General features: G+C 70.8%; 21 protein-coding genes and 1 tRNA gene. 9 read left to right on the forward strand and 13 right to left on the reverse strand.

Going from position 1 to position 21431, the window contains the following annotated elements:
* The first annotated feature begins 13 nt into the window (after positions 1-13).
* From ACJX2R_RS27180 to ACJX2R_RS27195, 4 genes are read left to right on the forward strand one after another with little or no spacing between them, the layout of a single operon-like run.
* Positions 14-190 carry a hypothetical protein gene (locus ACJX2R_RS27180; protein ID WP_020869946.1) on the forward strand — a complete coding sequence of 59 codons (177 nt, stop codon included), beginning with the start codon at positions 14-16 and terminating at the stop codon, positions 188-190.
* Positions 187-837, forward strand: coding sequence for an aminodeoxychorismate/anthranilate synthase component II (locus tag ACJX2R_RS27185; protein ID WP_413102289.1), 651 nt, complete (start codon positions 187-189; stop codon positions 835-837). The genes ACJX2R_RS27180 and ACJX2R_RS27185 overlap by 4 nt, the downstream gene beginning before the upstream one ends.
* Positions 834-2501 carry a class E sortase gene (locus ACJX2R_RS27190; RefSeq protein WP_413102290.1) on the forward strand — a complete coding sequence of 556 codons (1668 nt, stop codon included), beginning with the start codon at positions 834-836 and terminating at the stop codon, positions 2499-2501. The genes ACJX2R_RS27185 and ACJX2R_RS27190 overlap by 4 nt, the downstream gene beginning before the upstream one ends.
* The gene (locus tag ACJX2R_RS27195; protein ID WP_413102291.1) at positions 2498-3283 is read left to right on the forward strand and encodes a class E sortase; all 786 of its coding nucleotides are present in this window, start codon (positions 2498-2500) and stop codon (positions 3281-3283) included. The genes ACJX2R_RS27190 and ACJX2R_RS27195 overlap by 4 nt, the downstream gene beginning before the upstream one ends.
* Positions 3284-3427: 144 nt before the next feature.
* Here the strand turns inward: ACJX2R_RS27195 and pknB are convergent, their stop codons facing one another.
* The 6 genes from pknB to ACJX2R_RS27225 all read right to left on the reverse strand — a co-directional run bounded on the left by pknB (position 3428) and on the right by ACJX2R_RS27225 (position 11558).
* On the reverse strand, positions 3428-5440 hold the full coding sequence (gene pknB, locus ACJX2R_RS27200) for a Stk1 family PASTA domain-containing Ser/Thr kinase (RefSeq protein WP_413102292.1): 2013 nt from the start codon (positions 5438-5440) through the stop codon (positions 3428-3430).
* A 165-nt stretch (positions 5441-5605) separates the two neighbouring features.
* Complete coding sequence (locus ACJX2R_RS27205; RefSeq protein ID WP_413102293.1) at positions 5606-7078, reverse strand: peptidoglycan D,D-transpeptidase FtsI family protein; 1473 nt, start codon at positions 7076-7078, stop codon at positions 5606-5608.
* Positions 7075-8487, reverse strand: a complete 1413-nt coding sequence (locus ACJX2R_RS27210) for an FtsW/RodA/SpoVE family cell cycle protein (RefSeq protein WP_121824529.1) — start codon at positions 8485-8487, stop codon at positions 7075-7077. Before ACJX2R_RS27210 ends, ACJX2R_RS27205 begins: the two co-directional genes overlap by 4 nt.
* Positions 8488-8509: 22 nt before the next feature.
* A complete protein-coding gene (locus ACJX2R_RS27215) occupies positions 8510-10105 on the reverse strand; it encodes a PP2C family protein-serine/threonine phosphatase (protein WP_262702112.1) in 1596 nt (531 codons plus the stop codon).
* 75 nt (positions 10106-10180) lie between these two features.
* Positions 10181-10702, reverse strand: coding sequence for an FHA domain-containing protein (locus ACJX2R_RS27220; RefSeq protein WP_262701976.1), 522 nt, complete (start codon positions 10700-10702; stop codon positions 10181-10183).
* Between the two features lie 10 nt (positions 10703-10712).
* Positions 10713-11558 (reverse strand): FhaA domain-containing protein, encoded by an 846-nt coding sequence (locus ACJX2R_RS27225; protein ID WP_262701975.1) that lies wholly within the window; start codon positions 11556-11558, stop codon positions 10713-10715.
* A 325-nt stretch (positions 11559-11883) separates the two neighbouring features.
* On the opposite strand from ACJX2R_RS27225, the gene ACJX2R_RS27230 reads away from it, so the two are divergent.
* A tRNA-Leu gene (locus ACJX2R_RS27230) sits at positions 11884-11970 on the forward strand.
* A gap of 220 nt (positions 11971-12190) precedes the next feature.
* On the opposite strand, the gene ACJX2R_RS27235 is transcribed toward ACJX2R_RS27230, so the two are convergent.
* Positions 12191-12847: an FMN-dependent NADH-azoreductase gene (locus ACJX2R_RS27235; RefSeq protein WP_413102294.1), complete on the reverse strand. Its 657-nt coding sequence runs from the start codon at positions 12845-12847 to the stop codon at positions 12191-12193.
* A gap of 114 nt (positions 12848-12961) precedes the next feature.
* Here ACJX2R_RS27235 and ACJX2R_RS27240 point away from each other — a divergent pair, with 114 nt between their 5' ends.
* The 4 genes from ACJX2R_RS27240 (at position 12962) to ACJX2R_RS27255 (ending at position 16466) form a co-directional block, all read left to right on the forward strand.
* Entirely contained in the window at positions 12962-13339 is a 378-nt protein-coding gene (locus tag ACJX2R_RS27240) for a winged helix-turn-helix transcriptional regulator (RefSeq protein ID WP_262701973.1), read from the forward strand.
* 273 nt (positions 13340-13612) lie between these two features.
* Positions 13613-15148 carry a DUF2252 domain-containing protein gene (locus ACJX2R_RS27245; protein ID WP_413102295.1) on the forward strand — a complete coding sequence of 512 codons (1536 nt, stop codon included), beginning with the start codon at positions 13613-13615 and terminating at the stop codon, positions 15146-15148.
* A 96-nt stretch (positions 15149-15244) separates the two neighbouring features.
* The gene (locus ACJX2R_RS27250; RefSeq protein ID WP_262702111.1) at positions 15245-16069 is read left to right on the forward strand and encodes a hypothetical protein; all 825 of its coding nucleotides are present in this window, start codon (positions 15245-15247) and stop codon (positions 16067-16069) included.
* A 43-nt stretch (positions 16070-16112) separates the two neighbouring features.
* A complete protein-coding gene (locus ACJX2R_RS27255; RefSeq protein ID WP_413102296.1) occupies positions 16113-16466 on the forward strand; it encodes a rhodanese-like domain-containing protein in 354 nt (117 codons plus the stop codon).
* A 121-nt stretch (positions 16467-16587) separates the two neighbouring features.
* Here the strand turns inward: ACJX2R_RS27255 and ACJX2R_RS27260 are convergent, their stop codons facing one another.
* The 6 genes from ACJX2R_RS27260 to paaA all read right to left on the reverse strand — a co-directional run bounded on the left by ACJX2R_RS27260 (position 16588) and on the right by paaA (position 21417).
* Positions 16588-17736, reverse strand: coding sequence for an acyl-CoA dehydrogenase family protein (locus ACJX2R_RS27260; RefSeq protein ID WP_413102297.1), 1149 nt, complete (start codon positions 17734-17736; stop codon positions 16588-16590).
* Between the two features lie 94 nt (positions 17737-17830).
* The gene (locus ACJX2R_RS27265; RefSeq protein ID WP_413102298.1) at positions 17831-18937 is read right to left on the reverse strand and encodes a 2Fe-2S iron-sulfur cluster-binding protein; all 1107 of its coding nucleotides are present in this window, start codon (positions 18935-18937) and stop codon (positions 17831-17833) included.
* Positions 18937-19482, reverse strand: coding sequence for a 1,2-phenylacetyl-CoA epoxidase subunit PaaD (gene paaD, locus ACJX2R_RS27270; RefSeq protein ID WP_262701968.1), 546 nt, complete (start codon positions 19480-19482; stop codon positions 18937-18939). Before paaD ends, ACJX2R_RS27265 begins: the two co-directional genes overlap by 1 nt.
* Complete coding sequence (gene paaC / locus ACJX2R_RS27275) at positions 19476-20177, reverse strand: 1,2-phenylacetyl-CoA epoxidase subunit PaaC (RefSeq protein WP_413102299.1); 702 nt, start codon at positions 20175-20177, stop codon at positions 19476-19478. Before paaC ends, paaD begins: the two co-directional genes overlap by 7 nt.
* Positions 20174-20470: a 1,2-phenylacetyl-CoA epoxidase subunit PaaB gene (paaB, locus tag ACJX2R_RS27280; protein ID WP_413102300.1), complete on the reverse strand. Its 297-nt coding sequence runs from the start codon at positions 20468-20470 to the stop codon at positions 20174-20176. Before paaB ends, paaC begins: the two co-directional genes overlap by 4 nt.
* Entirely contained in the window at positions 20467-21417 is a 951-nt protein-coding gene (paaA, locus tag ACJX2R_RS27285; protein ID WP_413102301.1) for a 1,2-phenylacetyl-CoA epoxidase subunit PaaA, read from the reverse strand. The genes paaB and paaA overlap by 4 nt, the downstream gene beginning before the upstream one ends.
* Positions 21418-21431: the final 14 nt, after the last annotated feature.

The following is a 21431-nucleotide window of genomic DNA, read 5'->3' on the forward strand; positions in this document are numbered from 1 at the left end:
GAGTAGGGATGGCATGTACGGCTGGATCTGGCGGCATCTGCCGGGTAACGCATGGGTGCGGGCGCTGATTTCGCTCGTGCTGGTGCTGGCGATCGTCTTCGTGCTCTTCCAGTACGTCTTCCCCTGGGCGGAGCCCCTGCTGCCGTTCAACGACGTGACGGTCGACCAGGGAATGGCGGGTCCGCGATGAGCGCGCGCATCCTGGTCGTCGACAACTACGACAGCTTCGTCTTCAACCTCGTCCAGTACCTCTACCAGCTCGGCGCCGAGTGCGAGGTGGTGCGGAACGACGAGGTCTCCCTCGGCCACGCCCAGGACGGCTTCGACGGGGTCCTGCTGTCGCCCGGACCCGGCACCCCGGAGGAGGCAGGAGTCTGCGTCGACATGGTGCGGCACTGCGCGGACACCGGCGTACCGGTGTTCGGCGTCTGCCTCGGGATGCAGTCCATGGCCGTCGCGTACGGCGGAGTCGTCGGACGGGCTCCGGAGCTGCTGCACGGCAAGACCTCGCTGGTGACCCATGAGGGAGCCGGCGTCTTCAGCGGGCTGCCCACCCCCTTCACCGCCACTCGCTACCACTCGCTGGCCGTGGAACGGGGGACGGTGCCCCCCGAGCTGGAGATCACGGCCTGGACGGAAACCGGTATCGCCATGGGTCTGCGCCACAGTGAACTACGGGTCGAGGGCGTCCAGTTCCACCCCGAGTCGGTCCTCACCGAATGGGGCCACCGGATGCTCGCCAACTGGCTGGTGGAGTGCGGGGACACGGATGCCGTGGGGCGGTCCGCGGGGCTCGCCCCGGTGGTCGGGGCGGTCGGCGGTAAGGCCGGCGAGTGACCGGACCGCGCCCCGAGCGCGAGGGCGCCGCCCAGGGCGCCCGGGAGCCCGCCCCGTACGCGCCGTACGGGTCTCATGAGCGGTACGCCGCCCCTGGTGCGCATGGCGCCCATGGGGACCCGGACGCGTTCCAGACGGCGGCTGCGGAGGGCCTGCGGGACCCGCTGACCGACCCGCTGCCGGACTCCGCCCCGGCCGGGCCCACGGGGCACGCCGTGGGCACCGCGTCGCTCTCCGTGCCGCCGCCCACCGGCCGCAGACGGCGCGCCCGCCCGGCCGCCGCGGGACCGGAGGAGGCCGCTGAGGCTGCCGCGTCGGCCACGGGGCGTCGCCGCGCTCGCACGGTCCCCTCGGGCGAGGAGGCGGCTGAGGCTGCCGGGCCGCCCACGGGGCGTCGCCGCGCTCGTACGGCCCCCGCGGGGTCGGAGGAGGCCGCTGAGGCTGCCGGGCCGCCCACCGGGCGCCGCCGCGCCCGTACGGCCCCCACGGGGCCCTCAGGGGCCGCATACGCCGCTCAGCCGCCCACCCGCGCCCCGGGGCCGCCCCCACGCTCCGGCGAGACGTCCCCACGGTCCCCACAGTCCCCACGATCCGCCGAGGCGTCTCCACGCTCCGGCGAGGCCTCCGCACGCGCCCCGGAGGCCGCCGAGACGGCCGTCCTGCCCCAGGTCCCGCCCCGGGGCGACGACGAGACGGTCGCCCTGCGCGCAGTGGAGGCACCGCCCGCCGACCAGACCATGTTGCTGCGCAAGGTCGACGCGGACCGGCACGGCGATCCCGAGCCCGCGCCCACGTCCGGCGGCCGGGCCGCCCGCCGTAAGGCCGCCCAGGGGGCCGGGAAGCGCGCCGGAAAGCATGGCTCCCGCGCCGCCCGGCGCGGCACGGCGGAAGCGGACGCCACACGGGCCGCGGAGGGCGCGGGGAGCGCCGGGGACGCACGGCCCCGCACCCGTATGGAGGCCAGGCGCGCCGCGCGGGCGCGCAAGGACAGCCCCGGGGTGGTGGCGAGCCGGGTGGTCGGCGAGCTGTTCATCACGCTCGGCGTGGTGATGCTGCTCTTCGTCACCTACCAGTTGTGGTGGACGAACATCCTTGCCCATCAGCAGGCCAACGGCGCCGCGAACAACCTTCAGAAGAAGTGGGACGAGAGCGGTGACGAGCGGGACCCGGGCACCTTCTCCCCCGGACAGGGGTTCGCGATCATCTACATCCCCAAACTGGATGTGAAGGCCCCGATCGCGGAGGGCATCGACAAGCACAAGGTCCTCGACCGCGGCATGGTCGGCCACTACGGCAAGAGCCCGCTGAAGACCGCCATGCCGTGGGACAAGAAGGGCAACTTCGCGCTCGCCGGGCACCGCAACACCCATGGCGAGCCGTTCCGCTACATCAACCGCCTCAAGCCCGGTGACGAGATCGTTGTCGAGACGCAGAGCCGGTACTACACCTATGCGATGAGCAGCATCCTGCCGCAGACGTCGCCGTCCAACACGGGCGTCATCAAGCCGGTGCCGCCTGGCTCCGGCTTCACCGAACCGGGGCGGTACATCACGCTGACCACCTGCACCCCGGAGTTCACCAGCACCTATCGGATGATCGTCTGGGGCAAGATGGTCGACGAGCGGCCGCGTAGCAAGGGAAAGCCGGACGCGCTGGTCGAATGAGCGGGAACAGCCGGGTAACCAGAAAAAAGGGGTACGACGCGGTGGCACGCACCGACCACGAGGAGCGGCGGGACCGGCACCCCGGCCCGTCCGCAACGCCCAGCCGCCGTCCCGGCCGTGGACGGGTGGCCGCGGCCATCGCCGTCTTCGGCGAACTGCTGATCACCGCGGGGATCATCCTCGCCCTGTTCGTCGTCTACTCCCTGTGGTGGACCAACGTCCTGGCCGACCGCGAGGCGAAGAAGCAGGGCGACCGGGTGCGCAAGCACTGGGCGCAGCAGGGGCCGGGCAAGCTGGACACCAAGAGCGGCATCGGCTTCCTGCATGTGCCGTCCATGCACAACGGCGAGGTGCTGGTCAAGAAGGGCACCGCCACCGAGACCCTCAACGACGGCGTGGCCGGCTACTACACCAAGCCGGTCAAGTCCGCGATGCCGTGGGCCAAGAAGGGCAACTTCAGCCTGGCCGCGCACCGGGACGGGCACGGCGCGAAGTTCCACAACATCGACAAGGTCCATGAGGGCGACCCGGTGGTCTTCGAGACCCGCGACACCTGGTACGTCTACAAGGTCTACGCGACGCTGCCGGAGACCTCGAAGTACAACGTGGACGTGCTGGACGCGGTCCCGAAGGAGTCGGGCCGGAAGCGGCCGGGCCGCTACATCACGCTCTCGACCTGCACCCCCGTCTACACCTCCCGCCACCGCTACATCGTGTGGGGCGAGCTGGAGCGCACCGAGAAGGTCGACGCGGACCGCACGCCGCCCAAGGAACTGCGCTAGCGCTCGCCCCCCGAGGAACTGCGGCGCACGCCCCCGAGGAACTGCGCCCGGCACCCGGCCCCCTGGAAGCCCCGAGCACGGAGAAGCCCCCGGCACCCTGAGTAGGTGCCGGGGGCTTCCCGTGTCACGGTGCCCGGAGGCCGGCTAGAAGCCGTTCTGGCCGCCGAAGATGCCTCCGCCGTTGTCACCGCCGCCGCCGTTGCCGCCCTGGCCGGCGACCGTGATGAGGTTCACGGACTGGCCCTTGGGCACCTGGGTGCCCGCGCCGGGCTGGCTGGCCACCACGGAGGCGTTGTCGTCCTGCGGACCGGCGATGTTGCCCACGTTGAGGCCCAGGTCCTGGAGCGCCTTCTTGGCGTCCTTGAGCTTCTGGCCGCCGAGGTTGGGCACCTGCACGTTCTCGTCTTGTGCCGGCTCCTTGGCGACGGTCAGCGTGACCGTTGAACCGGGCAGGACCTCCTGGCCGCCCTTGGGCGTCTGGTCGGTGACCGTACCGGCCTCGACGTCGCCGTTCTCGACCTCCTGGGTCTGGACCTTGAGGCCCTTGCCCTGGAGGGACTTCGTGGCGTCCTCGACCTTCTGCGTGGTCACGTCCGGGACGACGACCTTCTGCTGGGCCTCGGCGACGGTCAGGGTGATCGTGGCGCCCTTCGCGACCTTCTTGCCGCCCTTCGGGTCCTGGTCGATCACCTTGCCGGCGGTCTGGTCCGACTGCTCGGTCTTCTGCTCGACGTTGAAGCCCTTGGCCTCGAGCTGTTGCTTGGCCGATTCGTACTGCACGTTCAGGACGTCGGGAACCTCGATCCTGGCCGCGGGCTTGGGGCCCTTGGACATGGTCAGCTCGACCGTGCCGTACCGCTTGACCTCGTCGCCGCCCTTGGGGGTCTGCTCACAGACGGTGTTCTTGTCCGCGTTCTCGCAGAACTTGGAGCCGACGTTCTTGACCTTGAAGTCGCCGTTCTCCCCTTGGCTCTTGGCGTCCGCGAGCGTCTTGCCGACGAGATTGGGGACCGGGACCATGTCGTCGTTCTTACCGCCGGCGAACAGCGACTTCCCGATGAAGATCGCACCGACCAGCACCAGTATCCCGGCGATGATCAGCAGGATCGTGGAGAGGTTGCTCTTCTTGCCGGGGCCCCCGCGCCCCCGGCCGCGGTCCGGCCGCTCGTCGTAGCCGAAGCCGCCGTCGTCCTCGCGCATCGGCGGAAGCATCGAGGTCTGCGCCCCGGCGCCGGAGTTCTGCGGCCGCAGCATCGCGGTGGGCTGGTCGTCGGAGCCGTAGCCGACCGCGCCCAGGGCGGCGGTGGCGGCGACCGGCTGGCCCTCCAGGGCCGCCTCGATGTCGGCGCGCATCTCATCGGCCGACTGGTAGCGGTAGTCGGGGTCCTTGACCAGCGCCCGCAGGACGATGGCGTCCATCTCCGGGGTGATCTCGGGGTCGTACGTGCTCGGCGGCTGTGGTTCCTCCCGCACGTGCTGATAGGCGACGGCCACCGGGGAGTCGCCCACGAACGGCGGCCTTACGGTCAGCAGCTCGTAGAGCAGACAGCCGGTGGAGTACAGGTCGCTGCGCGCGTCGACGGTCTCGCCCTTGGCCTGCTCGGGGGAGAGGTACTGGGCGGTGCCGATGACGGCGGCCGTCTGCGTCATGGTCATACCGGCATCGCCCATGGCCCGGGCGATGCCGAAGTCCATTACCTTGACCTGGCCGTCCCGCGTGAGCATGACGTTGGCCGGCTTGATGTCCCGGTGGACGATGTTGTTGCGGTGCGAGTACTCGAGGGCCTGGAGGATGCCGGTGGTCATCTCCAGTGAGCGCTCGGGGAGCAGCTTTCTACCCGAGTGGAGGAGCTCACGCAGCGTGGAACCGTCGACGTACTCCATCACGATGTACGGGATCGAGACGCCGTCGACGTAGTCCTCGCCGGTGTCGTAGACCGCGACGATCGCGGGATGGTTGAGCGAGGCGGCCGACTGGGCCTCTCGGCGGAACCGGGCCTGGAAGGACGGATCGCGAGCGAGGTCCGCCCGGAGCGTCTTCACAGCGACAGTACGGCCGAGGCGGGTGTCGTGCGCGAGGTAGACCTCCGCCATGCCACCGCGGCCGAGCACTGAGCCCAGCTCATACCGGCCGCCGAGGCGACGCGGCTCTTCCATAGCTACTCCAGCCCTCTTCCGTGGTTCCCGGCCGCACCTGTGGGCCGGCGAAGTGCTGCTCGCGCATACCGTACCCGGCACGTCTTACGGGACCCGGCCTCAGTTGCTATCTGATACCGGACCGGTACGGCGACGTGCGGGATTGGTATCGGGACGTGACGGGGGTCACTTGTCGCGCTCGGTTTCCAGTACGGCCTGCATCACGCTCTTGGCGATCGGCGCCGCCAGCTTGCCACCGGCGATGTCGCCGCGGAGGGTGTCGGACCCTTCGATGACGACCGCGACCGCGACCGGCGATCCGTCGTCCCCCTTGGCGTAGGAGATGAACCACGCATAGGGGTTCTTGCTGTTGGCGACGCCGTGCTGCGCGGTGCCGGTCTTGCCACCGACGGTGACGCCCGGGATCTGGGCGCTGGTGCCGGTGCCCTCCTTGACCACGGTCTCCATCATGCTCTGGAGCTTCTGGGCGTTGTCCGAGCTGAGCGGCTGGCTCATCTGCTCCGGGTCGGTCTGCTCGATGGTGTTGAGGTTGGGGGCGCGCAGCGAGTCGACCATGTACGGCTTCATCAGCTTGCCGTCGTTGGCGACCGCGGCGGCGACCATCGCCATCTGGAGCGGGGTGGCCCGGTTGTCGAACTGGCCGATGGCCGACATCGCGTTGCCCGGCCGGTCCATGTCCTCGGGGTAGACGCTGGAGTACGCGCGGACGGGGGTGTCGACCGTCTTGTTGAAGCCGAACTTCTCCGCCTCCTTCCGCATCTCCTCCTTGCCGAGGTCGTCACCGAGCTTGCCGAAGACCGTGTTGCAGGAGTAGCGGAGTGCCTGCCGCAGCGAGGCGTTCTTGCAGGGGATGTTCCCCTCGTTGGGCAGGGGCTGGGTGGACAGCGGGAGCTTCCAGGGGTCCGGCGAGTTGGTCGGCGCGTCGATGTCGGTGTACTTGCCGTTCTCCAGCGCGGCCGCGGCGGTGACGACCTTGAAGGTCGAGCCGGGCGGGTAGGTCTGACGGAGCGCCCGGTTGAGCATCGGGTCGTCCTTGGACTTCTTCGGCTGGAGCCCGATCCACGCCTCCTTGTCCTTGGAGGTCGCGCCCGCGATCTTCGACGGGTCGTAGCTCGGGGTGGAGGCGAGGGCGAGGATCTTGCCGGTGCGGGGGTCGAGCGCGGCGACGGCGCCCTTCTTCTCACCCAGGCCCTTGAACGCGGCCTCCTGGGCCTTGCGGTTCAGAGTGGTGATGACGTCGCCGCCCTTCTGCTTCTTGCCGGTGATCATGTCGATCGTCCGGTTGAAGAAGAGGCGGTCGTCGTTGCCCGTGAGGATGCCGTCCTCGATCTTCTCGATCTGGTTGGCGTCGTACGCCTGCGAGGCGTAGCCCGTCACGGGCGCCCACATGGGGCCGTCCTTGTAGGTGCGCTTGTACTTGAAGTCGATGCCGTTGGTCTCGGCGGATCCGGTGATCGGCTGGCCGTCGACGATGATGTTGCCGCGCGGCTGGCTGTAACGGGCGATCAGAACCCGGTGGTTTCCGTCGCGGTTCTTCAGCTCGTCGGCTTGGACGTACTGGATCCAGTTGTCCCGCACCAGCAGGGCGAGGACGAGGAGTCCGCAGAAGATCGCGATTCGGCGCAGGGGCTTGTTCACGGTCGGACCACCTGGGTCATCTCGGCGTCAGTGGTGGGGGCGGGCGCCGGCGCCGGGCGGCGCGCGGTGTCGCTGACCTTGATCAGAATGGCGACGAGCGCCCAGTTGGCGATGACGGACGAACCACCCTGCGCGATGAACGGCATGGTCATACCGGTCAGCGGGATGAGGCCCATCACACCGCCCGCGACGACGAAGACCTGGATGGCGAAGGCCGCGGACAGGCCGATGGCCAGCAGCTTGCCGAACGGGTCACGGGCGGCGAGGGCGGTGCGCACACCGCGCTCCACGATCAGGCCGTAGAGCAGCAGGAGCCCCATGGTCCCCGCGAGTCCGAGCTCCTCGCCGACCGTGGCCAGGATGAAGTCGGAGTTGGCGGCGAAGCCGATGAGGTCGGAGTTGCCCTGGCCGAGTCCGGTGCCGAAGACGCCACCGGAGCCGAAGGCCATGAGCGCCTGGGCGATCTGGTCACTGCCTCCGTTCTTGGCCACCTCGAAGGGCTGGAGCCAGGCGTCCACACGCGACTGGACGTGCGGCTCGAAGGTGGCGACGCCGACCGCGCCGGCCGCGGACATCAGCAGGCCGAAGACGATCCAGCTGGTGCGCTCGGTGGCGACGTACAGCATCACGACGAAGAGGCCGAAGAACAGCAGCGAGGTGCCCAGGTCGGTCTCGAAGACCAGGATGAGGATGCTCATCCCCCAGACCACCAGGATCGGGCCGAGGTCGCGGCCGCGCGGCAGGTACAGCCCCATGAAGCGGCGGCTGGCCAAGGCGAGCGCGTCCCGCTTGACCATCAGATAGCCGGAGAAGAACACGGCGATGATGATCTTGGCGAACTCACCGGGCTGGATGGAGAAGCTGCCGAGGGTGATCCAGATGCGGGCGCCGAAACGCGCCGGGAAGAACATCGGAAGGATCAGCAGGATCAGCGCCACCACCATGGAGATGTAGGTGTAGCGCTGGAGGATGCGGTGGTCCTTGAGCAGGATCAGGACGCCGACGAAGAGGGCGACGCCCAGTGCCGAGTAGATCAGCTGGTTGGGGGCCGAGGGCGAGAAGGCCATCCCGGCGTCCTTCGCCCGCTGGGCCAGCCGCCTGGACTGGTCCAGCCGCCAGATCAGCACCAGACCCAGCCCGTTGAGGAGCGTGGCGATCGGCAGCAGCAGCGGGTCCGCGTACGGCGCGAACTTCCGGACCACCAGATGGCCGACGGCGGCCAGCAGACCGAGCCCGAGGCCGTAGCTGAGCATGCCGGACGGCATCTCGTCGCTGAGCGCCAGACCCGCGTTGGCGTAGGCGAAGACCGGAATGATCACCGCGAAGACGAGCATGGCCAGCTCGGTGTTCCGCCTGCTCGGCGGCCCGGCCGTACTGATCGTCGTCGTATTGGTCGTACTACTGCTCATGGGTGGACGGCCCCTTACGGCTTCACTGCTGGGTGCTGCTGCACTGCGGGACCAACTTCTTCTCCTCCTCCGAGAGGGTGGGGCCGGGCTTCGGAGTGGGAGACGTCGTCGGCGTGGGCTTGGACGTGGCCTTGGCGGCGTTCGTTCCGAGCTGGTTCTCGGTCTTCCCGGTCCCGGGCTTGCCGCTGCTGTTCTGGGACGGGTCGGCGCTGCTGGATCCGCCGCCACTGGGCGCCTTGTCGCCCTTGCCCTTGTCGCCGCCGGTGAGGTCCTTCTGGCTCTCCTCGGCCTTCTCCTGGGCATCGGCCTTCTTGCAGGCGCTGGCGAGGGTGGCGAGATCCTTGGTCTTGTCCTGGGCCTGGCCCAGCCCGCTGACCGTGATGGTGTCCTCCACACGGCCGCGCTGGTCGGCCGGGAGGTACTTGAGTTCGATCTCGCGGTGGTCCTCATGGACCTTGTTGAGCTTGATCCAGGCCAGATCCTGGCTGATGCCCTGGTAGATCGCGACATGGTCGCCGTTGGAGCCCACGTAGTACTGCGTCTGGGTCCAGCGATAGCCGCCGTAGAGGCCGCCACCGATCACGGCGAGGCCGAGCACGATGAAGAGCGACCGCTTGGCCCATGTCTTGCGGCCGCTCTTCTTGGTGAAGTCGCCGTCGGCGTAGTCGCCGTAACTGCCCTGCGGCATACCGCCGATGGCCGGAGCGCCGCTGCCGGGCGGTCCGAAGCCGCCGTGCGCGTCGCCCTGCTGCGGCGGTACGGACCGGCCGAGCTCGGCGGCCCGGCCCGCGGGGGTGTGCGCGGCGCCGCCGTCCCCGAGCGGGACCTGGTTCTCGGCGACCGCGCCCACGATCACGGGGGTGTCGTTGAGCTGGGCGGCGAGGGTGTCGGCGCCGTCGACGTCCAGGACGTCGGCGACGATGCAGGTGATGTTGTCGGGGCCGCCGCCGCGCAGCGCGAGCTGGATCAGGTCCTGCACGGTCTCGTGCGGGCCCTGGTAGTTGGCGAGGGTGTCCTCGAGGGTCTGGTGGCTCACGACGCCGGAAAGGCCGTCGGAGCAGATCAGATAGCGGTCACCGGCCCGGACCTCGCGGATGGACAGATCGGGCTCGACGTGGTCGCCGCTGCCCAGCGCGCGCATCAGCAGGGAGCGCTGCGGGTGGGTGCCCGCCTCCTCCTCGGTGATCCGGCCCTCGTCGACCAGGCGCTGCACCCAGGTGTGGTCCTGGGTGATCTGGGTGAGCACCCCGTCGCGCAGCAGATACGCGCGCGAGTCGCCGACATGCACCAGACCGAGCCGCTGGCCGGTCCACAGCAGGGCGGTCAGCGTGGTGCCCATGCCCTCCAGCTGCGGGTCCTCCTCGACCATGACGCGCAGCTGATCATTGGCCCGCTGCACGGCGGTGCCGAGGGAGGTCAGGATGTCCGAGCCCGGGACGTCGTCGTCGAGCTGGACGAGGGTGGAGATCACCTCGGAGCTGGCGACCTCGCCGGCGGCCTGGCCACCCATGCCGTCGGCGATCGCGAGCAGCCGGGGACCGGCGTAGCCGGAGTCCTCGTTGCCCTCCCGGATCATGCCCTTGTGCGATCCGGCCGCGAAACGCAGTGACAGACTCATGCGCACCTCGCCCGTCGGCTCCGGGTACAGCCCCTTGCCAACCACGCTGCCCACCCTCCGGTCGTCATGGTCCTACTACTTCCGCAGCTCGATGACGGTCTTGCCGATACGGATCGGCGCACCCAGCGGAATCGGTGTCGGTGTGGTGAGTCGGGTCCGGTCGAGATAGGTGCCGTTGGTGGACCCGAGATCCTCGACGATCCACTGGCCGTCACGGTCCGGGTAGATCCTGGCATGCCGGCTGGAGGCGTAGTCGTCGTCCAGCACGATTGTTGAATCGTGCGCACGGCCGAGGGTGATGGTCTGGCCCTGTAGGGCGACCGTGGTGCCGGTGAGCGTGCCCTCGGAGACCACCAGCTTGGTGGGGGCACCGCGGCCGCGGCGGCCCCCGGACTGCTGGCGCTGCGGCGGCGGCGCGCTCTGCTGCCGCTGCTGCTGTGCTTGCGGCCGGTCGGGGGCGCCGCGCCGCGCCGAACCGCGCTGGGTCACGCGGGTCCCGAACAGGTCGCTGCGGATGACCTGGACGGCCACGATGACGAACAGCCACAGTACGGCGAGGAAACCCAACCGCATGACCGTGAGGGTCAGCTCTGACATTGCCCCCGCTTCACCCTTCGGCTTGCCGGTAAACGATGGTGGTGCTGCCCACGACGATCCGCGAGCCGTCGCGGAGCGTAGCGCGCGTGGTGTGCTGTCCGTCCACCACGATGCCGTTCGTCGACCCGAGATCCTGGATGGTCGGTGGGGTTCCGACCCGGATCTCGCAGTGTCTGCGGGAGACACCGGGATCGTCGATCCGCACGTCAGCGTCGGTGGAGCGGCCCAGGACGAGCGTGGGCCGGGAGATCTGGTGGCGGGTGCCGTTGATCTCGATCCAGCGGCGGGTCTGACCCTGCGGCTGGGCTCCGACGCCGGCCGCCGCTCCGCCGCCGCGGGGCGCCGGACGGGCGCCGGGGGGCGCGGACGGCATCGGCGGGGCACCGGCGGGCTGGGCGGGGTAGCCGTAACCGCCGGGGCGCTGCTGCGGGGCCGCTCCGGCACCGGCGCGGCCCGGCGCCTGCTCCGGGCTCTGGGACTCGCTGGAGGCCAGGGTCCGGCTGCGCACCCGGTACAGGCCGGTGTCGAGGTCCTCGGCCTTCTCCAGATGCACCTTGATGGCGCCCATGAAGGTGTATCGCTGCTGCTTGGCGTAGTCGCGGACCATACCGGCCAGCTCGTCGCCGAGCTGTCCGGAATACGGGCTGAGCCGCTCGTAGTCGGGCGCGCTCAGCTCGACGATGAAGTCGTTGGGGACGACCGTCCGGTCGCGGTTCCAGATCGTGGCGTTGTTGTCGCACTCGCGCTGGAGCGCCCCGGCGATCTCGACCGGCTGGACCTCGGACTTGAACACCTTGGCGAAGGTGCCGTTCACGAGGCCCTCGAGACGCTGCTCGAAGCGTTTCAGTACTCCCACCGGGCACCTCCTTCCTCAGTCGTGCTCTGCGTCGTCCTGGTACTGCTTACTGATCGTATCCACGCGTCGGGAAATCGGGTGGTTCCCCTTCCTGGCCCTGTGGAGCAGTGTCACCTCTCACAGGGATCGTAGAGGTGCCCTGACGACAGTGTCCCGCAACCGTGACGCTCTACGGACGGGTGGGGGCGAGGGCCTCGGTAACGGGTGTGATTGCACCCCGAGGGCCGTGCTAGTGTTCTGGATGTCGGAAGGCGCTCCACACGAACCGGACGGATCAAGAAGATCGGGCCGGGGAGCGGGAGAGCGGCCGGACGGCAGCACCCATGCGCGGGTGGCGGAATAGGCAGACGCGCTGGATTCAGGTTCCAGTGCCCGAAAGGGCGTGGGGGTTCAACTCCCCCCTCGCGCACCAGTCGGAGCGGGTCCCTCAGGAGTGACGAAAGTCGCTCGGAGGGGCCCGCTTCGCGTTTGTGTCAGGGGTCTTCCGGGCTGTCCGGGAAAGCGGCAGGGGCCTCCCGGGGAAGAGGAGGCCCCTGCGGCCTGACGTCCGGCGGGACCTGACGTCCGGTGGGACCGGATCGGTCGGGTCCGGCGGATCGGTCGGGTCCGGCGGGTCGGTCGGGTCGGTCGGATCAGGCGGCGGCGAAGCGCGTGGCGAGCTCCTTGGCCTTGGCCGCGGCGTCCTCATGGGCCTTCGCCTTGGAGGCGTCAGAGAGCTCGACCAGGTCGGCCATGGCCGGATTGCTGCGGGCCAACGTGAGTTCCGGCACAACGAAGGTGACATCGAGGCCGAGGCCGTCGCCCAGGGCCTTCCCGAGGTAGTTCGTCACGAACTCGAAGCTCTCCCGCGGGGTGCCCGGACCGTAACCGCCGCCGCGGCTGGCGACGACGATCGTCGGGGTGCCCGAGGTGGTGGTCTCCTCGGCGCCCGAGGTGCGGCCCATGATGATCACGTGGTCCAGCCACGCCTTGAGGGTGGAGGGAATCGTGAAGTTGTACATGGGGGCGCCGATCAGGACCACATCGGCCTGCTCGAGCTCGCCGGCGAGGGTCTCCCGCAGGGCGAAGGCGGTGTGCTGCTCGGGGGAGCGCTGGTCGGGAGCGGCGAAACCGGCGGCGGCCGCGAGGCCGTCCAGGTGCGGTAGCGGCTCGGCGGCCAGGTCGCGGTAGATCACCGTGCCGTTCGGGTGCTGGGCTTCCCATTCCTTGCGGAAGGTGGCCGTGACCGAGCGGGAAGCGGAGGCTTCGCCGGGGAAGACGGAGGTGTCGATGTGCAGAAGAGTCGGCATGGATGCCTCCAATGACAAGGCTCGGGAAGGAGCCAGTAATACCTACGTACCTACAGAAGGCACAGTAGCTTACTTTTTCGTAGTCCCGAACCAGAACGCAGTAGTCTGTATTCCATGGCGAAGGATCGTGGGGACCACAACGAGCAGGCCTGCAAGCAGGTCGACGGCGAGATGACGCGGTTCTTCGAGCTGTTCGGCAAGCGATGGACGGGGCTGATCGTGGCCGTGCTGACGGAGCAGGGGGCGTACTTCGCCGACCTGCGGCGGGCCATTCCGGGGATCAGCGAGCGGATGCTGTCGGACCGGCTCACCGAGCTCACCACGGCGGGCCTGGTGGTGCGGGAGGTCGACGCCGGGCCGCCGCTGCGGGTGGCCTACCGGCTGACGGACGCGGGGAACGCGCTGGAGCCCGCGCTGAAGGAGCTGTCGCGGTGGGCGGAGAACCACCTGCCCTCGGGCGGCGAGGACTGCCCGAAGCAGTTCCGGGGCTGAGCCGGATCACGTTCTGATCCGGGGCCTGGCTTCCGATTCGGGGCCCGGCTTCTGGGCAGGGGTTCGCCTTCCGGTCTCGGGTCCCGGCTTCGGTTTCGGGGGTCGGCTTCCGGTTTGGGGGCCCGGCTTCCGGTCTCGGGCTGTGCGCTTCTGATCTGGGGTTTCGCCATGATCGTCAAGGTTTTCCACAGGCTCTGACGGGGTGGGGCGACAGGGGGTACGGTCGGCTCAGTCGATTCAGTCGATGTCGTGTGCGAGAAGGGCGGGGGCGCGATGACGGACGACCGGAGCGTTGAGGGCGACGGAAGCGGCGAGGGCGGCCGAGCCGGAGCGAGCGGCCGGGGTGACGGCGGCGGCGAGCGGGGGCCGAGCGGCGGGGAGGGAGCGGGCCGGGCGGCCCGGCGGCTGCCGCCGGTTCCGGGCTTCGCCGTGTGGCGCGGTGAGGGCCCCTCTCCCCGGCAGCGGGGCAAGGCGCTGCGCAAGAGCGTGCCGCGCTCGGCGCATGCCGAGCCGCCGGGGGACACCGGGCGGCCGGATCCGGTCGCGGCGGTCGAGCGGTCCAACGCCGGTCGGCTGCCGGAGCTCACCCCGATCCGGGTCGGGCGGATGGCAGCGAACCCCTTCTCCTTTCTGCGCGGGGCCGCCGGGCTGATGGCGCACGACCTCGCGACCACGCCGGTGACCGGTATCGGGGCCCAGCTGTGTGGCGATGCCCACGCCGCCAACTTCGGGATCTACGGGGACGCGCGCGGTGGCCTGATCATCGATCTCAACGACTTCGACGAGACCGTCCACGGTCCGTGGGAGTGGGATGTGAAGCGGCTCGCGGTATCGCTGGTGCTGGCGGGCCGGGAGGCGGGCGCCGACGAGGACACCTGCCGGGCGGCCGCCCAGGACGCGGTGGGCGCCTATCGGCGCACGGTGCGACTGCTGGCCAAGCTCCCGGCGACGGAGGCGTGGAACGCGATCGCGGACGAGGAGCTGGTCTCCCACACGGACGCCAAGGACCTGGTGGGCACGCTGGAGCGGATCTCCGAGAAGGCCCGGCGGAACACCAGCGCGCGGTACGCCGCCCGGTCCACCGAGCCCGTGCCGGGCGAGGAGGGCTCATCCGGCCGGCCGGAAGCCAGGCGGTTTGTGGACGCGCCGCCGGTGCTGCGGAGGGTGCCGGACGAGGAGGCGGCGGCGGTGGCCTCCTCGCTCACCGGGTATCTGGGCACGCTGCCGGAGGACCGGCTGCCGCTGCTCTCGCGGTACGAGGTGCACGATGTGGCGTTCCGGGTCGTCGGCACGGGCAGCGTGGGCACCCGCTCCTATGTGGTGCTGCTGCTCGACCACCGGGGCGAGCCGCTGGTGCTCCAGGTGAAGGAGGCGCGCCCCTCCGCGCTGCTGCCGCATCTGGCGAAGGCCGGCTTCGAGGTGCCGGATGTCACACACGAGGGACGGCGGGTGGTGCTCGGCCAGAAGCGGATGCAGGTGGTCAGCGACATCCTGCTGGGGTGGACCACGGTGCGGGGGCGGCATTACCAGGTGCGGCAGTTCCGCAATCGCAAGGGAAGCGTGGACCCGGCGGCCCTGGCCGCGGACCAGATGGACGACTACGGGCGGATGACCGGGGCCCTGCTGGCCCGGGCGCACACCCACAGCGCGGACCCCCGGATGCTGGCCGGTTACTGCGGCAAGGGGGAGGAGCTGGACGAAGCGGTGGCCGCCTTCGCGGTGGCGTACGCGGATCGCACGGAAGCGGATCACTCCGCGCTGGTCAGGGCGGTGCGCAATGGACGGATAGCGGCCGAGATGGGGGTGTGAGGCGCGGGCGGGGGTGTGACCTCCGTCGCGGATCACCGCCGGACGTAGTCTGAGCGGGTGACGAATCCGGAAGCGCAGCAGCAGGCACGGCAGTCGATGTCGGACGCGGAGCCCCAGGCGGAGTCGCACGACCGGTCGCAGGAGGAGACTCAGGCCGCCGAGCGGCTGGAGCGAGCGGTGCGCGCGGCCGAGCAGGCGCTGATCGAGTTCGAGATAGCGGTGGAGACCTTCCGGGTGGAGGTGGAGAACTTCTCCAGGCTGCACCACCAGCGGCTCGGGCCGATGTACTCGCGCCTCGACGAGCTGGACGCGCTGATCGCCGAGGCGCTCGCGGCCCGTACCGGCGATCCGGAAGACCTCCGCAAGGCCCGTGAGGCGCGGGGGCTGGTGCAGCCGATGCCGGGTGTGGAGGAGCTGTTCCACGGCTGGATCGATTCGGATGGGCTCTCGCCGGAGGCGGCGGCGATGCTCACCGAGCGGCCCGTGCAGCCGCCGCCGCGGGTGCGGCCGAGCGAGGAGGCCCGCCGGATCTACCGGGAGCTGGCCCGTAAGGCCCATCCCGATCTGGCCGAGGAGGAGGCCGAGCGGGAGCGGCGCGGTGCCTTCATCGTGCGGGTCAACGCGGCGTACGCGGCCGGGGACGAGGAGGCGCTGCGGGCGCTGGCCGAGGAGTGGGAGGCCGGTCCGCCGCCGCCGGAGCGGCGGGCGAGCCGCAGCGAGGAGTTGTACGCCCGGCTGGAGTGGCTGGCCGAGCGCAAGGAGATGCTGGCCGCGGTCGCCGCGGAGCTGGAGTCGAGCGCGATCGGCGCGATGATCAAGATGGCGCCCGAGGACCCCGATGGGCTGCTGGACGAGATCGCCGAGCAGCTGTTGGCCCAGGTCTCGGAGAAGGAGGCCCGGCTCGCGGAGCTGGTGCGGTAGTAGGTTTGCCGCGGTTGCCAATGTCGTGTGAGAGGTGTGTCCGATGCATTTTGCCCAGCTTCCTCGGGTGGAGGCGGCGGCGGTACCGGCCGATGGCCTTCTGCTGGACGTCCGGGAGGACGACGAGTGGGCGGCCGGGCATGTCGAGGGCGCGCTGCACATCCCGATGGGCCAGGTCGTGGCGCGGTTCGACGAACTGACCGCGGCGGTTGGCGAGGGACACCGGGTGCATGTGATGTGCCGGGTCGGCGGCCGCTCCGCGCAGGTGACGCAGTATCTGGTCGCGCAGGGGCTGGACGCGGTGAACGTGGACGGCGGGATGCTCGCCTGGGACGCGGCGGGCCGGCCGATGGTGAGCGGCCCCGACGGCACCGCCGAAGGGGCCTTTGTGCTCTAGAAGTTCCCCTACTGATCTTCCCCGCTGACCTTCTTCGCCGGCCTTCCCCGTTGGCCTTCTCCGCCGATCGGCGGGGCGCGCCGGTCAGGCGAGGGGTGGGCGTCGGCCGAGTGGCGGGCGATCAGCCGAGGGGGTGGGCGGCGAGGAGCTCGCCCAGTGCCTCCTCATGGGCGGCGGCGGATCCCAGCGAGAGCTCGAGCTGCTTGCCCCAGGCGTGATAGCGGTGCAGGGGGTAGTCGGTGACCGCGCCGAAGCCGCCGTGCAGATGCTGGGCGGTCTGGACGACGCGGCGCATGCCCTCGGCGGCCCAGATCTTGGCCACGGCGACGTCTCCCGCGATGGGCAGCGCTCCGCTCACCGTGGGCCGCTCCTCGTCCAGGGACAGCCGCCAGGCCGCCTGCCACAGTGTGGCCTCCATGGCCCGCAGATCGATATAGCGGTCGGCGGTCTGCACGGCGACCGCCTGGAAGGTGGCGAGCGGGAAGCCGAACTGCTCGCGATCGCTCACATATGAGCTGGTGAGGTCCAGCACCGCCGACCCGAGGCCCAGCGCGAGGGCGCAGGTGCCGGTGGTGAGGAGATCGCGCAGCCATTCCCAGGCGCCGTCGGCGGTCAGCACCTCGCGGTCGGCGAGCCGCGCCCCGTCCAGCCTGACCTCGGCCTGCCGCTCACCGCTGGTGGAGATCTGCTCCTCGAGGGCGATGCCCTCATGGTCGCGGGGGACCAGGGCGAGGACCGTACCGCCCTCCCCGGTGTGGGCCGGGATCAGTACGCGATCCGCGCCATGGGCCCAGGGGACCGCGGTCTGGACGCCGTCCAGCACCCAGCCCTCGCCGTTCCGCCGTGCCTGGACGGCGAGTTCGGCCGGGCCATGGCCGGTGCGGCCGCTGGAGGCCGCGGTGAGGACCAGCTCACCGCGGGCGGCCCGGGGCAGCACCTCGGCACACAGCTCGTCCCCGCCGTAGCGCTGCACGGCCAGCGCGGCGGCGCTGGACTCCAGCAGCGGCACCCGGGCCAGCACCCTGCCGGATTCCCGCAGCACCAGGCAGAGGGCGAGCGGGTCCAGGCCCGAGCCGCCGTGCCGGGGGTCGAGGGTCAGGCCCAGCAGATCGCCCTCGGCGAGCTTCCGCCACAGCGCGCGGTCGAAGTCGTCGGCGACGGCGCCCGCGGTCAGCGCGGGGCTGGGCACACTGTCCGGCGTGACGGAGGAGAAGACGGCCTTCGCCGCCTCGACGGCCGCCTGCTGCTCCTCGGTGAAGGTGAAGTCCACTGTCCGTACCTCCCGCGCCGCGGCTATATCTGACGGCCCGTCAAGATAGAACAGGTTCTACGAGAAGGGAACGCCGGTGCCGCGCCGGGGCCGGTCAGCGGTCGAAGTCCAGCTCCACCCGCTCGCCCACCGGGTGGGACTGACAGGCCAGCACATAGCCCGCCTCCAGCTCGTCCGGCTCCAGCGCGAAGTTCCGGTCCATCCGCACCTCGCCGGAGACCAGGAAGGCCCGGCAGGTGCCGCAGACCCCGCCCTTGCACGCGTACGGCGCGTCGGACCGATTGCGCAGCACCGTCTCCAGCAGCGGCTCCCCGTCCTGGACCGGCCAGGTGCCCGAGCGGCCGTCCAGGGTCGCCGTGACCGAGCTGTGCGAGGCGCCCGGGGCCGCGCCCGGTATGGGGACGCCCTCGGCGGGGGCGGCGTCCACATGGAAGATCTCCTGGTGGACCCGGCCGCGGGGGACCCCGAGGCCGCGCAGCGCCCGCTCGGCGGCGCGCACCAGACCGTGGGGCCCGCACAGGAACCAGCCGTCCACCGAGGCGACCGGCAGCAGCGCCGGCAGCAGTCCGGTCAGCCGCTCCTCGTCGAGCCGCCCGGACACCAGCCCGGCCTGCTGCTCCTCCCGGGAGAGCGCGCACACCAGCTGGAACCGGTCGGGCCAGCGGTCCTTGAGGTCGGCGACCTCCTCCAGGAACATCGTCGAGGCCGCGGTGCGGTCGCTGCGGACCAGACAGAAACGTGCCTCGGGCTGTCGGCCGAGCAGTGTGGCGGCGATGGACAGCACGGGGGTGATACCGCTGCCGCCGACGACCGCTGCGAAGTGACCGGGGCGGGGCTCCAGGACGAAACGGCCGGCCGGGGCCATCACCTCCATGACCTCGCCGACCGCCAGCTCCTTGAGGGCATAGGTCGAGAACTCACCGCCCTCGACCAGCCGCACCCCGATCCGCAGGAACTCCGGACCCGTCGCGCCCGGGGCCGGAGTGCAGATCGAGTACGTCCGGCGGATCTCCGCGCCCTCGGCGAACCTGCGCACTGCTATGTGCTGCCCCGCCGCGAAGCGGAACGTCTCCCGCAGCGCGGGCGGCACCAGGAGGGTGACCGCCACCGCGTCATCGGTGAGCCGGTCGACCGCGGCCACCCGCAGCGGGTGGAACGCGCCGTGGCGGGGCGTGACCCGCTTCACCGCCTCCGCGGCCATCACAACTCCTTGAAGTGGTCGAACGGTTCGCCGCAGGCCGCGCAGCGGCGCAGCGCCTTGCAGGCGGTGGAGGAGAAGCGGCTGAGCAGCTCGGTCTCGGTCGAGCCGCAGTGCGGACAGCGCACCGCCAGGGCCACCGGAACCGGACCGCCCGCCGTCGCGTCGAGCGGCGCGGGTGGCGCTATGCCGGACTCCGCCAGCTTGCGGCGGCCCTCGGCGCTGATCGCGTCCGTCGTCCAGGGCGGGGAGAGGACCGTGCGCACGGCGACCTCGGGGACGCCATGGTCATGGAGCACCCGCTCGATATCGGTGGCCATTGACTCCAGCGCCGGGCAGCCGGTGTAGGTGGGGGTCAGCTCGACCTCGACCCGGCCCGGACCCAGCAGCCGCAGCCCCCGCATCACCCCCAGCTCGGCCAGGGACACCATCGGCAGCTCCGGGTCCGGTACGGATCCGGCCAGCCGAAGCAGCTCCTCCTCCAGCGGGGTGAGGCCGGTGCCGGACGCGGGGGGAGTGGGCGCGGCGGGGGGCGTGGGCGTCACCATGTCGCCCCCGGGTGGCTGCGGTGCAGATGCTGCATCTCGGCGAGCATCCGGCCGAACGGCTCGCTGTGGATGCCCTGGCGCCCCGCACCGGCCGCCCAGCCGTCGCGCCGCGGCCCCTCGGGCACCGTCAGGGTGGCGCGCTCCAGGACCGAGGTGATCCGGGTCAGCCAGGTGTCGTGCAGGGTGTGCCACTCCACCTCGCACCCCTCGACCGGCTCGAAGAGCTCACCGGTGAACCGCCAGAGCGCGTCCAGCCCGCGCCGCATCCGCTCATGGCTCTCCTCCGTGCCGTCCCCGAGCCGCAGGGTCCAGTGCTCGGCGTGGTCGCGGTGGTAGGCCACCTCCTTGACCGCCTTGGCGGCGAGCGGGGCGAAGGGGCCGGAGCCACGCGCCAGCCGCTCGTACAGCAGCTCCTGGTAGGTGGAGAAGTAGAGCTGGCGGGCGATGGTCCGGGCGAAGTCCCCGTTGGGCTGCTCGACCAGCTGGACGTTGCGGAACGCCCGCTCCTCGCGCAGATACGCCAGTTCGTCCTCGTCGCCGGCGAGGGAGAGCAGCACCCGGGCCTGGCCGAGCAGGTCGAGTGCGATATTGGCGAGCGCGACCTCCTCCTCCAGCACGGGCGCCTGCCCGGCCCACTCCCCCAGCCGGTGGGAGAGCACCAGCGCGTCGTCGCCCAGGGCGAGGGCCGCGTTCATAGGTGCCGCACCCCATCCGGGATCGCGTAGAAGGTGGGGTGGCGGTAGGGCTTGTCGGCGGCCGGCTCGAAGAACGGATCCCGCTCATCCGGGGAGGAGGCGGTGATCTCGGCGGACGGCACCACCCAGATCGAGACGCCCTCGGAGCGGCGGGTGTACAGATCCCGTGCGTTCCGCAGAGCCATTTCCGCGTCCGGGGCGTGGAGGGATCCGGCGTGGGTGTGCGACAGTCCGCGCCTGCTGCGGACGAACACCTCCCACAGCGGCCACTCGGCGCTCGGGCCGCCGCTCATGCCTGTGCCTCCTCGTGCTTCGCCGCGTACGCCGCGGCCGCCTCGCGCACCCAGGCGCCTTCCTCATGGGCCCGGCGCCGCTGGGTGATCCGCTGGTCGTTGCACGGCCCGTTTCCCCGCAGCACCTCGCGGAACTCGTCCCAGTCGATCGGGCCGAAGTCGTAGTGCCCGCGTTCCTCGCTCCACCGCAGCTCGGGGTCGGGGAGGCTGAGGCCGAGGGATTCTGCCTGGGGGACGCAGATGTCGACGAAGCGCTGGCGCAGCTCGTCATTGGAGTGGCGCTTGATCTTCCAGGCCATGGACTGCGCGGAGTGGGCCGAGGCGTCGTCCGGCGGGCCGAACATCATCAGCGACGGCCACCACCAGCGGTCCACCGCGTCCTGCGCCATGGCGTGCTGGGCCTCGGTGCCCCGGCTCAGGGCCAGCAGCAGCTCGTACCCCTGGCGCTGGTGGAAGGACTCCTCCTTGCAGATGCGGACCATCGCCCGCGCGTAGGGCCCGTAGGAGCAGCGGCACAGCGGGACCTGGTTGGTGATCGCGGCGCCGTCCACCAGCCAGCCGATGGCGCCGACGTCGGCCCAGGTCAGCGTGGGGTAGTTGAAGATCGAGGAGTACTTCTGGCGGCCGCTGTGGAGCTTGTCCAGCAGCTCGTCCCGGCTGGTGCCCAGGGTCTCCGCCGCGCTGTAGAGATACAGGCCGTGGCCCGCCTCGTCCTGGACCTTGGCCATCAGGATCGCCTTGCGCCGCAGCGAGGGGGCGCGGGTGATCCAGTTCGCCTCCGGCTGCATGCCGATGATCTCGGAGTGGGCGTGCTGGGCCATCTGCCGCACCAGCGTGGCCCGGTACTCATCGGGCATCCAGTCACGCGGCTCGATGCGCTCGTCCGCGGCCAGGGCGGCGTCGAACACCGCCTCGTACGCTCCCGCGTCCGCCGCCATCGTCGTCATGCGAAGCCCCTCCG

The organism is Streptomyces sp. Inha503 (assembly GCF_047215865.1).
Taxonomy (GTDB): domain Bacteria; phylum Actinomycetota; class Actinomycetes; order Streptomycetales; family Streptomycetaceae; genus Streptomyces; species Streptomyces lycopersici.

Bases quoted from the DNA above. Each gene is read 5' to 3' on its own strand.
- paaB (WP_413102300.1), bottom strand. From the start codon at position 20,470: ATGAGCGGCGGCCCGAGCGCCGAGTGGCCGCTGTGGGAGGTGTTCGTC.
- ACJX2R_RS27265 (WP_413102298.1), bottom strand. From the start codon at position 18,937: ATGGCCGCGGAGGCGGTGAAGCGGGTCACGCCCCGCCACGGCGCGTTC.
- ACJX2R_RS27245 (WP_413102295.1), top strand. From the start codon at position 13,613: ATGACGGACGACCGGAGCGTTGAGGGCGACGGAAGCGGCGAGGGCGGC.
- ACJX2R_RS27180 (WP_020869946.1), top strand. From the start codon at position 14: ATGTACGGCTGGATCTGGCGGCATCTGCCGGGTAACGCATGGGTGCGG.
- ACJX2R_RS27255 (WP_413102296.1), top strand. From the start codon at position 16,113: ATGCATTTTGCCCAGCTTCCTCGGGTGGAGGCGGCGGCGGTACCGGCC.
- ACJX2R_RS27220 (WP_262701976.1), bottom strand. From the start codon at position 10,702: ATGTCAGAGCTGACCCTCACGGTCATGCGGTTGGGTTTCCTCGCCGTA.
- paaA (WP_413102301.1), bottom strand. From the start codon at position 21,417: ATGACGACGATGGCGGCGGACGCGGGAGCGTACGAGGCGGTGTTCGAC.
- ACJX2R_RS27215 (WP_262702112.1), bottom strand. From the start codon at position 10,105: ATGAGTCTGTCACTGCGTTTCGCGGCCGGATCGCACAAGGGCATGATC.
- paaD (WP_262701968.1), bottom strand. From the start codon at position 19,482: ATGGTGACGCCCACGCCCCCCGCCGCGCCCACTCCCCCCGCGTCCGGC.
- ACJX2R_RS27250 (WP_262702111.1), top strand. From the start codon at position 15,245: ATGTCGGACGCGGAGCCCCAGGCGGAGTCGCACGACCGGTCGCAGGAG.
- ACJX2R_RS27185 (WP_413102289.1), top strand. From the start codon at position 187: ATGAGCGCGCGCATCCTGGTCGTCGACAACTACGACAGCTTCGTCTTC.
- ACJX2R_RS27195 (WP_413102291.1), top strand. From the start codon at position 2,498: ATGAGCGGGAACAGCCGGGTAACCAGAAAAAAGGGGTACGACGCGGTG.
- ACJX2R_RS27210 (WP_121824529.1), bottom strand. From the start codon at position 8,487: ATGAGCAGTAGTACGACCAATACGACGACGATCAGTACGGCCGGGCCG.
- paaC (WP_413102299.1), bottom strand. From the start codon at position 20,177: ATGAACGCGGCCCTCGCCCTGGGCGACGACGCGCTGGTGCTCTCCCAC.
- ACJX2R_RS27240 (WP_262701973.1), top strand. From the start codon at position 12,962: ATGGCGAAGGATCGTGGGGACCACAACGAGCAGGCCTGCAAGCAGGTC.
- ACJX2R_RS27235 (WP_413102294.1), bottom strand. From the start codon at position 12,847: ATGCCGACTCTTCTGCACATCGACACCTCCGTCTTCCCCGGCGAAGCC.
- pknB (WP_413102292.1), bottom strand. From the start codon at position 5,440: ATGGAAGAGCCGCGTCGCCTCGGCGGCCGGTATGAGCTGGGCTCAGTG.